The sequence below is a fragment of the Rhodococcus sp. ACPA1 genome, assembly GCF_002300195.1.
Classification (GTDB): Bacteria; Actinomycetota; Actinomycetes; order Mycobacteriales; family Mycobacteriaceae; genus Rhodococcus_F; species Rhodococcus_F opacus.
The window spans coordinates 757,621-772,001 of record NZ_NSDX01000005.1 but is presented as its reverse complement, the minus strand read 5'-3'; the positions used below and the strand labels follow the sequence as shown (position 1 = coordinate 772,001).

Annotated in this window: 14 protein-coding genes; 11 read left to right on the top strand and 3 right to left on the bottom strand. The window is 68.9% G+C overall.

Translation table 11 applies throughout. The features are described 5' to 3' along the window. Positions 1–102: 102 nt before the first annotated feature. The gene (locus CJ177_RS28000; protein WP_005243961.1) at positions 103–1,365 is read left to right on the top strand and encodes an Nramp family divalent metal transporter; all 1,263 of its coding nucleotides are present in this window, start codon (positions 103–105) and stop codon (positions 1,363–1,365) included. Here CJ177_RS28000 and CJ177_RS27995 read toward each other — a convergent pair whose 3' ends face one another. Both CJ177_RS27995 and CJ177_RS27990 read right to left on the bottom strand, forming a co-directional pair. Next, entirely contained in the window at positions 1,366–3,603 is a 2,238-nt protein-coding gene (locus tag CJ177_RS27995) for a serine/threonine-protein kinase (RefSeq protein ID WP_095869117.1), read from the bottom strand. Positions 3,604–3,680: 77 nt separating this feature from the next. Beyond that, positions 3,681–4,376, bottom strand: coding sequence for a TetR/AcrR family transcriptional regulator (locus CJ177_RS27990; RefSeq protein WP_095869116.1), 696 nt, complete (start codon positions 4,374–4,376; stop codon positions 3,681–3,683). 103 nt (positions 4,377–4,479) lie between these two features. Between CJ177_RS27990 and CJ177_RS27985 the strand changes: the two genes are divergently transcribed. Genes CJ177_RS27985 through CJ177_RS27960 form a run of 6 tightly spaced genes read left to right on the top strand, consistent with a single transcriptional unit; the run spans position 4,480 to position 11,268 of the window. Next, positions 4,480–5,664, top strand: a complete 1,185-nt coding sequence (locus CJ177_RS27985; RefSeq protein WP_095869115.1) for a lipid-transfer protein — start codon at positions 4,480–4,482, stop codon at positions 5,662–5,664. A gap of 47 nt (positions 5,665–5,711) precedes the next feature. Continuing rightward, complete coding sequence (locus CJ177_RS27980) at positions 5,712–6,143, top strand: SRPBCC family protein (protein WP_095869114.1); 432 nt, start codon at positions 5,712–5,714, stop codon at positions 6,141–6,143. A 5-nt stretch (positions 6,144–6,148) separates the two neighbouring features. Next, on the top strand, positions 6,149–7,024 hold the full coding sequence (locus CJ177_RS27975; protein ID WP_095869113.1) for a MaoC/PaaZ C-terminal domain-containing protein: 876 nt from the start codon (positions 6,149–6,151) through the stop codon (positions 7,022–7,024). Positions 7,025–7,034: 10 nt separating this feature from the next. Then, positions 7,035–7,904: an SDR family oxidoreductase gene (locus CJ177_RS27970; RefSeq protein ID WP_061697638.1), complete on the top strand. Its 870-nt coding sequence runs from the start codon at positions 7,035–7,037 to the stop codon at positions 7,902–7,904. 11 nt (positions 7,905–7,915) lie between these two features. Beyond that, positions 7,916–10,129, top strand: coding sequence for an acyl-CoA dehydrogenase (locus CJ177_RS27965; RefSeq protein WP_061697646.1), 2,214 nt, complete (start codon positions 7,916–7,918; stop codon positions 10,127–10,129). Then, on the top strand, positions 10,126–11,268 hold the full coding sequence (locus tag CJ177_RS27960) for a CaiB/BaiF CoA-transferase family protein (protein WP_095869112.1): 1,143 nt from the start codon (positions 10,126–10,128) through the stop codon (positions 11,266–11,268). The genes CJ177_RS27965 and CJ177_RS27960 overlap by 4 nt, the downstream gene beginning before the upstream one ends. An 11-nt stretch (positions 11,269–11,279) precedes the next feature. Here CJ177_RS27960 and CJ177_RS27955 read toward each other — a convergent pair whose 3' ends face one another. Then, positions 11,280–11,741: a PPOX class F420-dependent oxidoreductase gene (locus CJ177_RS27955; protein ID WP_095869111.1), complete on the bottom strand. Its 462-nt coding sequence runs from the start codon at positions 11,739–11,741 to the stop codon at positions 11,280–11,282. 94 nt (positions 11,742–11,835) lie between these two features. On the opposite strand from CJ177_RS27955, the gene CJ177_RS27950 reads away from it, so the two are divergent. The 4 genes from CJ177_RS27950 to CJ177_RS27935 all read left to right on the top strand — a co-directional run bounded on the left by CJ177_RS27950 (position 11,836) and on the right by CJ177_RS27935 (position 14,371). Further along, the gene (locus CJ177_RS27950; RefSeq protein WP_095869110.1) at positions 11,836–12,528 is read left to right on the top strand and encodes a FadR/GntR family transcriptional regulator; all 693 of its coding nucleotides are present in this window, start codon (positions 11,836–11,838) and stop codon (positions 12,526–12,528) included. After that, the gene (locus CJ177_RS27945) at positions 12,525–13,331 is read left to right on the top strand and encodes an ABC transporter ATP-binding protein (RefSeq protein WP_095869109.1); all 807 of its coding nucleotides are present in this window, start codon (positions 12,525–12,527) and stop codon (positions 13,329–13,331) included. Before CJ177_RS27950 ends, CJ177_RS27945 begins: the two co-directional genes overlap by 4 nt. A gap of 27 nt (positions 13,332–13,358) precedes the next feature. Further along, on the top strand, positions 13,359–13,541 hold the full coding sequence (locus CJ177_RS27940; RefSeq protein ID WP_025431930.1) for a hypothetical protein: 183 nt from the start codon (positions 13,359–13,361) through the stop codon (positions 13,539–13,541). A 299-nt stretch (positions 13,542–13,840) separates the two neighbouring features. Next, positions 13,841–14,371 carry a hypothetical protein gene (locus CJ177_RS27935; RefSeq protein WP_095869108.1) on the top strand — a complete coding sequence of 177 codons (531 nt, stop codon included), beginning with the start codon at positions 13,841–13,843 and terminating at the stop codon, positions 14,369–14,371. The last annotated feature ends 10 nt before the right edge of the window (positions 14,372–14,381 follow it).

The window sequence follows — 14,381 nt, the reverse complement described above, 5'->3', positions numbered from 1 at the left end:
GAGCCGATCCAGCCCCCGCACTTGAAAGTTCGTGCCACCTAAATCTATAGTGCGGAGATACGAATCAGCAGGTAGATCGACGCGACCACGATCAGGAGTCCAGTGAGCATCGAGGCCCCCAGACCCCTCCTCCCGCGCCGCGCTCCCCGCAAGGGCAGCATCCGGACAGTCGCGCTCCTCGGTCCCGCGTTCGTGGCGGCCATCGCGTACGTCGACCCCGGAAACGTGGCCGCCAACCTCACTGCGGGCGCGAAGTACGGGTACCTGCTCGTCTGGGTGCTCGTGCTCGCCAATGCCATGGCCGTGCTGGTGCAGTACCTGTCCGCGAAACTCGGGCTGGTCACCGGCAAATCACTGCCCGAGATGCTGGGGACCCGCCTCCGGACCGGCAACCGCCGCGCGTTCTGGCTGCAGGCGGAGGCGATGGCGATCGCCACCGACCTCGCCGAGGTGATCGGCGGCGCGATCGCACTCAATCTCCTGTTCGGCGTTCCCCTCTTCGTCGGAGGCCTGATCACGGGCGTCGTGTCGATGGGCATCCTGTCGATCCAGAGCCGCCGCGGTCAGCGGACGTTCGAGTTCGTCGTGATGGGACTCCTGACGATCATCACCGTCGGGTTCCTCACCGGACTCGCGTTCACCGACGTGTCGGGTACGGATGCGCTTGCCGGACTCGTGCCGCGTTTCGAGGGCACCGAGACGGTACTGCTCGCCGCGAGCATGCTCGGCGCCACCGTGATGCCGCACGCGATCTACCTCCACTCCGCCCTCGCCCGCGACCGGCACGGGAACGACCTGGAAGGCCCCCGCCTCGCGCGACTGCTGCGGGTGACGAAGTGGGATGTGGTCGGTGCGCTGATCGTGGCGGGCGCGGTGAACATCGGCATGCTGCTGCTCGCCGCCTCGGCCCTGCGCGGCATTCCGGGCACCGATTCGATCGACGGCGCGCACGCCGCCATCCAGAGTTCGCTCGGCCCCACCGTCGCCGTCATCTTCGCCGTCGGACTGCTGGCTTCCGGCCTGGCGTCCACGTCGATCGGCTGCGCCGCCGGGTCCGAGATCATGTACGGCCTGCTGTCGATGCGCATCCCGCTGCTGCTGCGCCGGGTGGTCACCCTGATTCCCGCACTGGTCGTGCTGGCGGTCGGCGTCGATCCCACGTTCGCGCTCGTGCTCAGTCAGGTGGTTCTCAGCCTGTGCATCCCGTTCGCGGTGATTCCACTCGTACGGATGACGTCGAGCCGCGACCTGATGGGCGTCCACCGCAACGCGACGGCCACCACGGCCGCCGCCTGGGTGGCGGCGTCGTTGATCGTCGTGCTCAACGTCTCGCTGCTGTGGCTGACGTTCACGGGTTCGGCCTGATCACTCGTGCCGCGGCGCACCGGACACGACGCGGTGCAGCGCCTGCAGATCCTCGGACAGCATCCGGAACATCCAGTAGGCCCCGACGAACGCGACGACGCTGCCGACGCACAGGACGCGGAGCGCGACGATCACCCGGGGCAGGTCCTCCGGGGGAATGAACGTGGCCCCCGCGATTCCGAGCAGTGGCACGGCGGCCGCCGCGGCGAGGAAGAACGTGCTGCGTCGCCCGAGCCGTCGCAGCATCCGGGCGTCGGACGCACTGATCTCGCCGTGCCGCAGAAACACCGGGTACAGGCAGCGGACGGCGTAGAAGTTCACGAAGAAGAACGGGTAGACCACCGCGATCGCTCCGCACACGAGCTGAGATGCAGTGAAGTGGACGATCGTGTTCCACGGAACCTGACTGCCGCTCACCTCCAACGTGATCGGCACGACGAGGCCGCTGACGATCCACAGACCGAGGCAGAGCAGTGCACACCGCTGGCCGAGCAGCAGGGTGTCCCGGCGCGCCCGGGCGAGCTGGGCGCCGGTGTAGACCCGCCCCCGGCGCAGCCCGCCGGCCACCATCGTCAGGTAGAGCACCATCGACAGCGTGCCCACGGCTCCGATGAGGAACGCGACCGTGTAGTCGATCCGGGTGATCCGCTCGAAGTTCTCCTGCGCGGCGGGCGGCAGCTTGCTGATGATCAGGGTGCTGTTGTGCTGGTAGCTGTAGAGGATCGCCAGCAGATTGGGAACTGCGATGGCCAGGAACATGATCGGGTGCGTCCACCGCCGCATCCGCAGCCGCCAGCTTCCCGGCGGCGGATCGACCAGATCGCGGGCGTGCGCGTCGAGGCAGACGTCGAGCTGCTGGGCGAGTTCCGCACCGGAGGAGAACCGATCCTTCGGTGCCGGCGCCAGCGATTTCAGCAACACTCGCCGCAGCGCGTTCGGACAGTCGGCGGGCAGCGCCTCGGCGGCCGGTTCGTCCGGTCCGCGCCGCCGCGCGAGCATCGCGTCGAGAGTGGTGCGGTCGCCGGGCGGGTGGGAGTGCAGTTCGGCGTCGCTGTCGTCGAAAGGTCTTCTGCCGGTCAGCAACTCCCACAGCACGACGGCGAGCGAATACAGGTCGCTGCGGGTGTCGAGATCGCCGGGTGCGCCCGGCCGGTCCGGGTGGATCGCCTCGAGCTGTTCCGGTGACATGTAGGCCAGCGAGCCGCCGAAGTACGCGACCGGACTCGACCCGGCGACGTTGCGGCTGAAGCTGATGTTGAAGTCGGCGAGCTTGGGGACGCCCTCCGTCGTCAGCAACACGTTCGCCGGTTTGACGTCGCGGTGCAGGACGCCGTGGCGTCCGGCGTAGTCGAGCGCCTCCGCCAGCCGCCGGCCGAGCCAGGCGACCGTCTCGGGCCAGGTCAGCGTCGCGATCTCCCGGCGCACCCCGGATTCGCTGGGCCGGATCTCGCCTCGACCGACCAGGGCCCGGTCGATCGCGTCCAGCAGCACGGCGCCGCTGCGCGAGTCCGGTGGCGTCTCACGAACCCGGGCGACCACGTCGAGCAGGGTGCCGCCCGGGACGTACTGCATGTACAGCAGTCTCAGGTCACGGCCCGCGAGGAGGCGTTGATCGAAGACCCGGACGATGTAGTCGTGGTCGAACTGGGCCAGAGTCTGCGGCTCGGTGCCGTGGTCCAGGGAGATCTTGACGGCGACCATCCGTTGCAGCGACCGCTGCCGGGCCAGGAACACCCGCGCGAACGCGCCCCTGCCGAGACCGGTCACGAGATCGAAATCGTCGATCCGCTGGCCCACCTCCAGATCGTCGAGCGTTCCGCCACTCCCCGGAGACACCGACAGCGTCGTCTCCCCGCGATGGAGCGCCGTGCTGTGGTACTCGCCGGTGCCGAGCAGTTCGTCGAGCTCACCGGCCTGACCCGGAAAATTCTGCGTGTACTCGCTCGCCTCGACCGACTCCCCGCTGCGCCGCCGGATGTGGAACTCCTCGTACAGGAGATCCGGCGGCAACGGCCACCGCCGCAGTTCGGGCAGCTCCTCACAGTATTGGTCGAGCCGCTTCGGGTGGTCGCCGCGCAGCCAGCGGTTCTCCAGGTCGACCTTGACGAGTTCGATGAGCGTGACCCGGCGGAGCGCGGGAGACACGGGCAGGTAGGCGACCAGATCGGGCGCGGACGACGAGGACTCCCAGGCACTGGCGAAGCGCGCGACGGCGTCGCCGACCGCCGTGTCCGACACCCAGGCCTGCTCGGAAGCGGCCGGTGAACCTCGCCGGGAGGGCATGGAAGCCATGGTAGCTGGCCACACCCGGCCGACTACTGCAGTTCCGACACCGGGGTCGACGGGTCGATGGTGACGCCGATCCGCGCCAGATTGCCGTGCAGCACTTGCCAGATCGACACCTCGAGGAACTCGGCCAGCTCGTCGCTGCCGAGCGCCGACTGCGGGTTGCTCAGCCATCGATTGACGCTGGCATCCACGAGTCCCACCAACCCGAAGGCCAGCGACTCGGCCAGGTCCGAATTGCCGGCCACCGTGTCGAGGACCGTCGTGAGCAGACCCGACAACTGGAGCGCGATCGCGGTCTTCGTTCCGGTGACCACACGTGAGCCGGTCGTTCGCCTGCTCGGCGATCCGGTGCCGAGGAATTGGTGGAGCCGTGGATATTCCACGATCCACCGCAGGTACGTCTCGACCGCGCGGGCGATTGCCTCGCCCACGGTGCCCTCCGGTGTCAACGTGGGCGCGAGGTCCGCCATCAGCCGTTCGATGATGCGCCCGCGCAGCTGCTCGTCGAGGTCACCGCGATCGGTGAAGATCCGGTAGACCACCGACCGCGGGACGTCGGCGCGGTTCGCGATCTGCTGGACGCCCACGTCGGGACCGTCCTCGTTGATGGCGTCCATCGCGGCTTCGAGAATCCGGCTGCGGCGTTCCGCCTTGTGGTCCTCCCAGCGCGTGGCGCGGCCGTCGCCCTGGGGCGACGCGGCGGTTTCCACTTTGTCCGGCATCACGCATACGTTACCCATCCGACTGTTGACTGGACACCCTGTCTCACATACTTTGGTGAGACAGGGTGTCACACACACATTTCTCCGGACTCAGGGAGCCGCAATGGGTAACAGGGTGTTCGTGGTCGGCGTCGGGATGACGAAGTTCGAGAAGCCGGGTGCACGCGAGTGGGACTACCCCGACATGGCGCGCGAGGCCGGTGGCAGGGCACTCGAGGACGCCGGGATCGAGTACCGGCTCGTGGAGCAGGCCTACGTCGGATACGTGTACGGCGAGTCGACGTCGGGACAGCGGGCCGTCTACGAACTCGGCCTCACCGGCATTCCCATCGTGAACGTCAACAACAACTGTTCGACGGGGTCGACCGCGCTCTTCCTCGCCACACAGGCGGTCCGGAGCGGTCAGGTGGACTGCGCACTCGCGCTGGGCTTCGAGAAGATGCAGGCCGGTTCGCTCGGGTCCACGTACGACGATCGGGAACAGCCGATGATGCGCCATCTCCTCGCGCTCGCCGAACTTCAGGAGTTCGCGATGCCGCCGGCCCCCTACATGTTCGGCGCCGCCGGCAAGGAACACATGGAACGGTTCGGGACCACGGCGGAACAGTTCGCCGAGATCGGCGTGAAGAACCACCGCCACTCACAGAACAACCCGTACGCCCAGTTCCAGGACGAGTACACGCTCGACGAGATCCTCGGCTCGAAGCCGATCTACGGGCCACTGACCAAACTGCAGTGCTCCCCCACCTCGGACGGCTCCGGCGCCGTCGTCGTCGTGAGCGAGGAGTTCGTCGACAAGCACGACCTCGCCGGGCAGGCCGTGGAGATCGTCGGCCAGTCCATGGTCACCGACCTCCCGAGCACGTTCGAGGACCGGAGTGCGATCAGCCTGGTCGGCGCGGACATGACCCGCACGGCCGCGGCCCGCGTGTACGAACAGGCAGGCATCGGACCGGACGACATCGACGTCATCGAACTCCACGACTGCTTCTCCACCAACGAACTGCTGACCTACGAGGCGCTCGGCCTGTGCGGCGAGGGCGAGGGCGGCAAACTCGTCGACAACGACGACACCACGTACGGCGGGCGCTGGGTGGTCAACCCGTCCGGCGGTCTCATCTCCAAGGGACATCCCCTCGGCGCCACCGGACTCGCCCAGTGCAGCGAACTCACCTGGCAACTCCGCGGCACGGCCGACAAGCGCCAGGTCGACGGCGCCGCGGTCGCCCTCCAGCACAACATCGGCCTCGGTGGTGCCGTCGTCGTCACCGCCTACCGCGCACTCTGATCCGTCTCTCTCACAATTCCTTTCACCTCGAACACCAGGAGTACATCATGGCTTCCGTTTCCGTCGCAGCGTCCCTGCCCGCGTCCCCCGACAAGGCGTGGGACGCGCTCTCCAACCTGTCCCGCTGGGAGGAGTGGCTCACCATCCACCAGTCGTGGAAGAGTGAGATTCCCGCCGAGGTGGCACTCGGATCGAAGTTCACCGAGGTCGTCTCCGTGATGGGCATGGCCAACAAGATCGAGTGGACCGTCACCGAGGTGCACGTGCCCGAGATGGTGAAGATCTCCGGCACCGGTATGGCGGGGGTCACCGTCGAATTCACGCTGAAGGTCGAGCCGGACGGTGCCGGATCCACGGCGATCATCGACGCAAGCTTTACCGGCACGATGATCGTCGGCCCCATCGGCAAGGCCGTCGCCAAGAACGCCAAGGCGGATCTGGAGGCGTCCCTGGCCGGGTTCGCCGACATGGTGGGCTGATCCGCATGACCGCCTCCACAGTCGAATTCGACACGAGCGGCCTCGGCGAGTGGACCGAACCGCAGCAGTTCGAGGTCACCGCCGAGCGCATCGCCGAATACGCCGCGGCCACCAACGATCCCATCGAACGCCACCTCGCCGGCGAGGTCGCGCCACCGCTGTTCGCCGTGGTCCCCGCGTTCACGTCGATGGCACCGGCGGCACTGTCCGTCGCCCCGGTCGAACTGCTCATGAAACTCGTGCACGGGGAGCAGGATTTCCACTTCCACCGTCCGATCCGTCCCGGCGACAACCTCGTGGTCCGCGCGAAACCGATCGGATTCGAGGGCCGGGAGAACGGCTCCACCGTCGTCGTCTACGTCGAAACCGCCACGGACGACGGAGAACTGGTCAACGAGCAGTGGATGACCGCGTTCTTCCGGAAGGTCGATGCGGGAGCCGGACTCGGCGACCGTGCACCCGCCCACCGGTTCGACGAGTCCCTGCGCGGACAGGCCCCGGTCGCGTCGATCATTCAGCACATCGACGACGACCAGACGTTCCGGTATTCGCCCGCCTCCGGTGATCCGATGCCGATCCACCTGGACGACGAGATCGCCCGGATGTCCGGACTTCCCGGAATCATCAACCACGGCCTGTGCACCATGGCGTTCACGTCGTGGGCGGCGCTCACCGAACTCGCCGACGGCCGGGTCGAACGTCTCCGCCGGCTCGCGGTGCGGTTCGCGAAACCCGTCCTGCCCGGCCAGGACATCGCCACGCAGTTCCGGCAGGTCGCCGAGTCCACGGCCGGGAGAACGTCGTACGCCTACGAGACCACCGTCGGCGCCGAACTCGTCATCAAGGACGGCCTCGCCGTCATCGCGGACACAGAAACCTAGGAGTACGCACATGGGAACACTCGACGGACGGGTCGCCATCGTCACCGGCGCCGGACGCGGAATCGGCCGGGAGCACGCACTGCTCTTCGCCCGTGAGGGCGCTGCCGTGGTCGTCAACGACCTCGGCGGTGCGAACGACGGCACCGGCGAGGACGCGGGCCCGGCGCAGCAGGTCGTCGACGAGATCGTCGCCGCGGGCGGCACGGCAGTCGCGAACACCGACAACGTCGCGTCGTGGGCCGGCGCCGAAGGACTCGTCGATCAAGCGGTGAGCGAGTTCGGCCGACTCGACGTCCTCGTCAACAACGCGGGCATCCTGCGGGACGCCTTCATCGCGGGCATGACCGAAAGCCAGTGGGACGCCGTCATCGCCGTGCATCTCAAGGGCCACGCCGCCACCCTGCACCACGCGGCGGCGTACTGGAAGGCGCAGACCAAGGCGGGCGAAACCGTGAACGCGTCCGTGATCAACACCGCGTCGGCGTCGGGCACGTTCATGCCCAACGCGGGCCAGGGCAACTACGGCGCCGCGAAGGCGGGCATCGCCGCACTCACCCTGGTCGCCGCGGACGAGCTCGAGCGCTACGGCGTCCGGGTCAACGCGATCGCGCCGATCGCCCGCACCCGGCTCACGCTGGCCACCCCGGGTGTGGGCGCGCTGTTCGCCGAGGAGGTACCGGAGGGCGAGTTCGACGCGTTCAGCCCCACCAACATCTCTCCGCTCGTCGCGCGTCTCGCCGACGCGAACTGCAAGATCACCGGCAAGGTGTTCGCTGTGCAGGGCGGGGCCATCTCCGAGCTCGCCGGCTGGCACGACGTCACGACCATCGAGAGCGACGGCCCGTGGACCGTCGCCGACCTCGCCGACCGGCTCGGCTGAAGGGCCCCGACATGGCCAAGAACACGTACGAGCTCGGGCTCGGGCTCACCGAGGAACACCGGGCCCTCGCCGACTCGGTCCGCGCATTCGCCGAACGCACCATCACCTCCGATCACGTCCGGTCCGCGGTCGAGTCCACGGGCGAGGACAAGTTTCCGCCGTTCTGGGATGCTCTCGTCGGTCAGGACCTGCTGGGACTGCACATCCCCGAGGACAAGGGCGGTCACGGTGTCGGGCTCCTCACGATGGCGGTGGCTCTCGAAGCCCTGGGGCGGACGGTCGCTCCGGGCCCGTTCGTCCCGACCGCGCTGTCCGCCGCCCTCGTGGCGGCCGCCGATTCCAAGGTCGGCATCGAGCTGATGCCGGGACTGCTCGACGGATCACACACGGCCGCAGTCGCGTTGGGCCGTCCACTCGATGCCTGTGCGCACGAGGGCGGATACCGCGTCACCGGGGTCGCGGACGCCGTTCTCGGCGGCGAACACGCCGACATCGTGCTTCTCCCGATCACCGTCGGCGACGACGTCCGCTGGGTCGTCGTCGATTCCGCGGACGTCACCGTCACGGTGCAGGACAGCATCGACGTGGTCCGCGGTTCGGCACGGATCACGGCCGACGCCGTTCAGGTGGGCGCCGACCGGATCCTCGACGGGCTCAGCGAGCAGCGCGTCCGGTCCGTCGCCACCGTCGTCCTCGGTGCGGAGGCGATCGGCGTGATGTCCTGGTGCGTGTCCACCGCATCCGAGTACGCGAAGACGCGGGTGCAGTTCGGGCGTCCGATCGGCCAGTTCCAGGGCGTCAAGCACAAGTGCGCCCACATGGGCATCGCCCTGGAGAAGGCGCGCGCGGTGCTGTGGGATGCCGCGTCCGCCCTCGACAACGGCGACGACACCGCCGATTTCGCCGCGGACATCGCCGCCGTCGTCGTCCCCGACGCCGCGGTGCAGTGCGCACAGGACTGCATCCAGGTCCACGGCGGCATCGGATTCACCTGGGAGCACGACGCGCACCTGTACTACCGCCGGGCGCTGGCCGTCCGGGGGCTCCTCGGCACCCGTGAGGAGCGGGCCACTCGGGTTGCCGACCAGTCCCTCGCAGGTACCGCCCGCACGTCCGAACTGGAACTGCCGGCCGAAGCCGAAGCGATCCGCACCGAGGTGCGGGTGGAACTCGCCCCGCTGGTGGGCCTCGACGAGGACGACCAGTTGATCGCGCTCGGCGACGGCGGCTGGGTACAGCCGCACCTGCCGAAACCGTACGGGCGCAGCGCGTCCCCGCTCGAACAGATCGTCATCTCCCAGGAGATCAAGGCAGCCGGAATCCCGATGCCGCAGCTGCTGATGGGCGGCTGGGCGGTGCAGGCCGTCGTCGCCCACGGCACGGACGCGCAGAAGCGGGATCTCGCCGCCCCCACCCTGCGCGGAGATCTGGTGTGGTGCCAGCTGTTCAGCGAACCGGGGGCCGGTTCCGACCTGGCGTCGCTGACCACCAAGGCCGAGAAGGTCGACGGCGGCTGGACGGTGACCGGGCAGAAGATCTGGACCACGGTGGCACAGTTCTCCGACTGGGCGATGCTGATCGCCCGCACCGACCCGGCCACACCGAAACACGAGGGCATCACGTACTTCGTGCTGGACATGTCGACGCCGGGGGTCACCGTCCGGCCGCTGCGCGAGATGACCGGATCTGCTCTGTTCAACGAGGTCTTCCTCGACGACGTGTTCATCCCGGACGAGAACGTGGTCGGGAACGTGAACGACGGCTGGAACGTGGCCCGCACGACCCTCGCCGGCGAGCGGGTGGCCCTGAGCCAGAAGATGGAGGCCTACGCCACCGACAATGATCTACTGCAGTTCGCCCGCGGCCGCGACCTCGGCCCGCTGGCACGCTTCCGCGTCGGCGAACTGGTGGCCGAGAGCCAGGCAATCGATCTGATCGGTTCACGGATCGTGCTGAAGCAGCTGTCGGGGGCGGACGTGAGCACCACGTCGAGCGTCGGGAAGCTGCTGGGCATGGGGCTCGGACAGTCGATCGCCGAATTCGTCGTCGCCGAACTGGGGGCGGCGGGCGCGGTGAGCATCCCCGGGGAGCCGAGCGACAAGGCGATGGAGCAGTTGATCGCCGGCCGCGCCACCACCATCTACGGCGGCACCACCGAGGTGCAGCTCAACGTGATCGGGGAACGCATGCTCGGGCTGCCCCGCGACGCGCAGGGGGTGTCGTGACCGGCGGGCCGCTGAGCGGGCTGACCGTCGTCGAGATTGCGAGCCTCGCGCCCGCCCCGTTCGGGTGCATGATCCTCGCCGACCTCGGCGCGGACGTGATCCGCGTCGAGCGGGCCGGTGACGGCGGCAGCGGGCTGATGGCGCCGTCGGGTGTGCTCGACCGCGGACGACGGTCGATCGCCGTGAACCTGCGGACTCCGGAGGGGCTGGGGGCCGTTCTGGCACTCGTCGAACGCGCCGATATCCTCGTCGAGGGCTTTCGTCCCGGCGTCGCGGAACGCCTGGGCATCGGCCCCGACGACTGCCTGTCCCGCAATCCCGGTCTGATCTACGGGCGCATGACCGGCTGGGGCCAGGACGGACCCCTCGCACCGCGGGCCGGGCACGACATCAACTACATCGCTCTCGCCGGCGCGCTCGAACCCATCGGGCGTGCCGGGGAGCGGCCGGTGCCGCCGCTGAACCTGTTGGGCGACTTCGGTGGTGGCGGCCTGATGTTGACGATGGGCATCCTGGCCGCGCTGCACGAGCGCTCCCGGTCGGGCCGCGGTCAGGTGGTGGATGCGTCGATGGTCGACGGCGCTGCGCTGCTGACGGCGTTCGTCCACGGCATGAACGCCGCCGGTCTCTGGCAGGAGGGTCGGGGGCAGAATGTCCTCGACGGGGCCGCCGCGTTCTACGACACCTACGAGTGCGCCGACGGTCTGCACGTGGCGGTCGGGTGCGTCGAACCGCACTTCTACGGTGAACTCCTCGACGTGCTGGGGTTGAGCGGCGAGGATCTGCCGTCGCAGTACGACCTCGATGCGGCGCCGGAACTGAAGAGGCGCCTCGCCGAGGTGTTCGCGACCCGGCCGCGGGACGAATGGGCGGCAGTGTTCGCCGATTCCGACGCGTGCGTGTCGCCCGTCCTCTCGCCGTGGGAAGCGCACGAGCACCCCCACAACAAGGAACGGGAGACGTTCGTCGAGGTGGGTGGCATCCGCCAGCCCGCACCGGCACCGCGCTTCAGCCGCACCCCGGCGCCCGTTCCCCGGCCGGCCCCGCGGCCCGGGCAGGACACCGATGCGATCCTCGCGCAGGCCGGGTATGACGCGGCGGGCATCGAGCACCTGCGCTCGGCGGGTGCCGTCGAGTAGGTGACGGGGACCTATCCGCGATCGGCGTCCGGCGGGAAGCCACCGGTCGCGATGGGTCCCCACTCGTCGATGGCGATCCGGATCAGGCTCTTGTTCTGCTTCCGCATGGCGTCCCGGTACTCGTCCCAGTCGGGATGCTCGCCGGAGATGCCGCGGAAGTACTCCACCAGCGGCTCGAGTGCGTCGGGCATGTCCAGTACCTCGGCCGTGCCGTCGATCTGCACGTAGGCGCCGTTGAACTCGTCGGAGAGCACGCACACGCTCACGGCGGGGTCGTGTCGCACGTTCGCGGCCTTGGCGCGCTGCGGGTAGGTGGCGACGACGATCCGGCCTTCCGGGTCGAGTCCCGACGTGACCGGGGAGATCTGCAGGCCGCCGGAGCGCTTCCGGGTGATCAGCACACTGTGATGGCGCGGACGGACGAAGTCGAGCAACTCTTCCCGCGTGACACGGTCTGCGGTGGCGATGGCCATGGTGCACCTCTCCTCTGCTGCGTTGGTTGTCTCCGGTTCACCATAGGCTCCACCACAGTCCTCAGACGTCTGATGACTGTGCTAGCGTCGCCGAATGGCCGGACGTCACACCCTCCGCAGCGGACCGCTGGTTCCCCAGCTCGAGGAACTCCTCACCGCCTGGATCCGCGAAGGCAATTGGGCCCTCGGCAGTCGCATCCCCAGCGAGGCCGAACTGGCCACCGAACTCGGCGTCGGCCGTTCCTCCGTGCGCGAGGCCGTCCGACTGCTCGCCCGCGACGGCCTGCTCGACGTGCGGCACGGCGTCGGCACGTTCGTCGCAAAACCACCCACGGGCGGTGCGGGACTCGAGAAGTTGCTGCGCCGCGCCCGCCTGCTCGAGGTGTACGAGGTGCGGCGCGCCCTCGAGATCGAAGCCGCCCGGCTCGCCGCGGAACGCGCACGCCCCGAGGATCTTCGGCGACTGCGAGAGCAGTTGTCGGCCCGGCACGACAGCACGACCGAGTCGACCGCCGTCTTCGTCGCGGCCGACCTCGACTTCCACGCCGCGATCCTGGAGATCGCAGGCAACTCGATCCTGTCCGCCCTGTTCGATTCGATCCGGCCGCTCCTCGTCGACGCGCTCGCCGAACTCGTCGACCACGAACCGGGCAGACCCGACACGAGTTGCGCCCACGACGACCTGGTTCGCGCGCTGGAAGCAGGCGACGCCGATGCGGCCGTCGCCGCGACGGCCGCCAACCTCGATCCGACCATGTCGATACTGCGGAAAGGCGAAAATCAGTGACCACCCCGGATTCGGTCGTCAGCATCGAGCACGTCGACCTCGTGCGGAGCGGGCGATATCTGCTCAGCGACATCACCCTCCACATCGAACGCGGACAGCACTGGGTGCTGCTCGGCGCGAACGGTGCGGGCAAGAGCACGCTGCTGAGCATGCTCGGCGCCTTCGCGCACCCCACCCACGGCACCGTCCACGTCCTCGGCCACCGGCTGGGCCGGGTCGACATGCGCGAGTTGCGCGCCCACATCGGGCACGTGAACCCGCGACACCGGATCGACGCGCCACTGACGGTGCGCGACGTGGTGCTCACCGGCCTCACCAACACACCCGAATTCGTGCCGAGGTGGTCACCGACCGCCGGCCAGGTCGCCCGCGCCGACGAACTCATCGCCTCCCTCGGCATGCAGAAACACGCGGATGCCCTGTGGCCCAACCTGTCCCAGGGCGAACGCGGACGGGCCCTGATCGCGCGGGCGCTCATTTCCGAGCCGCAACTCCTCCTGCTCGACGAGCCCGCCACCGGCCTGGATCTGGCTGCGCGAGAACAACTCCTCACCGCACTCGACGAACTGCGCGTCACGTACCCGAGCCTTGCCAGCATCCTCGTCACCCATCACCTCGAGGAAATCCCGACCACCACCACCCACGCCGTCCTCATCCGCGACGGCCGCGTGATCGCACAGGGCCCCGTCGCGGGCGTCCTCACCACCGACACCATCAGCGAATGCTTCGACCACCCGATCGAGATCACCCGGCAACGCGGCCGGTGGGTCGCGCAGACGCGGGTGCCCGAGGCGGTCGGATAGCCGCCGACGCGGTGCACACTGGTGGGTATGGCACGAGGCGACCACCCTCAGCGCACCCCGTTCTACGGTGTGGTGCTCATCGTCGTCGCACTGGCGGCGGCGATGATCGTGAACCGCACCGCACCCGTCTGGGTGCAGGTGCCGGTCTACGTCCTGGCCGTGCTCGCCGCCATGGCCGGGTTCGTCATGACGTTCCGCGACCGGTCGTGAGTGGGTAGCGCTCGGCGCGCTACAGCCGCACGGACATTGGCCGGGTTCCCACGCAATTGCCTGTGATTCCGGCAAATCCGTCGGCAAACGGCGCGAGAGCGGCTGCGACCGTGGTTCCGCCGCGGGGTGGGGGATGCGCACCCTGGGGTGCCTGTCGAAAGGCTCGCGCCCGGCGCAAGCTTGGTCTATCAGCCCAGCTAGACCACCCAATTCACCGGAGGCACCCCATCGTCCACACCGCAACCCGCATCGCGATCGGCGCAACCGCCGCCCTCACGTTCTCCCTCGCAGGAGCCGCAGTGATCGTCCTTGCCGGTGGACACACCGAGGGGGCTCCGACCCCGGGCTCGGAGGGGGCCATCTCGCAGCAGCAGCCGGCTCCGGCGATCGCGCCGGCCCCGAGTCGGATCGTCGTCGCAGACCCCGGCTACTCAGTGAATCCCGGATACTCGGCGCCCGGCTATTCGGCCGACACCGAAACGGTCGCACCGGGACCGGGTGTCGTTCCGCCCATCGTGGCGGCACCGCCCATCGTCCGAGCACCGATCGCCCAGCCGCCGGTTGCCCAGCCGCCCATCGCCCAGCAGCCCATCGCCCAGCCGCCCGTCGTGGTGGACCCGCCCGTCGTCGTCGATCCGCCCGTCGTGGTCGACCCCGTTCACCCGCCGAAGGGTCCGTTCGAAGGACCGGGCCAGGTCGAGCCGGGCGTTCTCGAACCCGAAACCAATCCCTTCCCCGTCGGCGGCGGCCCGAAGCCTGCCCCGCCCGCAGCCCCGCAGACGCCCGGCGGAGTCGGCCCCGTCGACGGCGGAACCGTCGTCGGCCCCTGATCACCGGAGG

Excerpts from the sequence above, each read along its gene's own strand:
- CJ177_RS27975 (WP_095869113.1), top strand. The coding sequence starts at position 6,149 with ATGACCGCCTCCACAGTCGAATTCGACACGAGCGGCCTCGGCGAGTGG.
- CJ177_RS27965 (WP_061697646.1), top strand. The coding sequence starts at position 7,916 with ATGGCCAAGAACACGTACGAGCTCGGGCTCGGGCTCACCGAGGAACAC.
- CJ177_RS27990 (WP_095869116.1), bottom strand. The coding sequence starts at position 4,376 with ATGCCGGACAAAGTGGAAACCGCCGCGTCGCCCCAGGGCGACGGCCGC.
- CJ177_RS27970 (WP_061697638.1), top strand. The coding sequence starts at position 7,035 with ATGGGAACACTCGACGGACGGGTCGCCATCGTCACCGGCGCCGGACGC.
- CJ177_RS27950 (WP_095869110.1), top strand. The coding sequence starts at position 11,836 with ATGGCCGGACGTCACACCCTCCGCAGCGGACCGCTGGTTCCCCAGCTC.
- CJ177_RS27940 (WP_025431930.1), top strand. The coding sequence starts at position 13,359 with ATGGCACGAGGCGACCACCCTCAGCGCACCCCGTTCTACGGTGTGGTG.
- CJ177_RS27980 (WP_095869114.1), top strand. The coding sequence starts at position 5,712 with ATGGCTTCCGTTTCCGTCGCAGCGTCCCTGCCCGCGTCCCCCGACAAG.
- CJ177_RS27985 (WP_095869115.1), top strand. The coding sequence starts at position 4,480 with ATGGGTAACAGGGTGTTCGTGGTCGGCGTCGGGATGACGAAGTTCGAG.
- CJ177_RS27955 (WP_095869111.1), bottom strand. The coding sequence starts at position 11,741 with ATGGCCATCGCCACCGCAGACCGTGTCACGCGGGAAGAGTTGCTCGAC.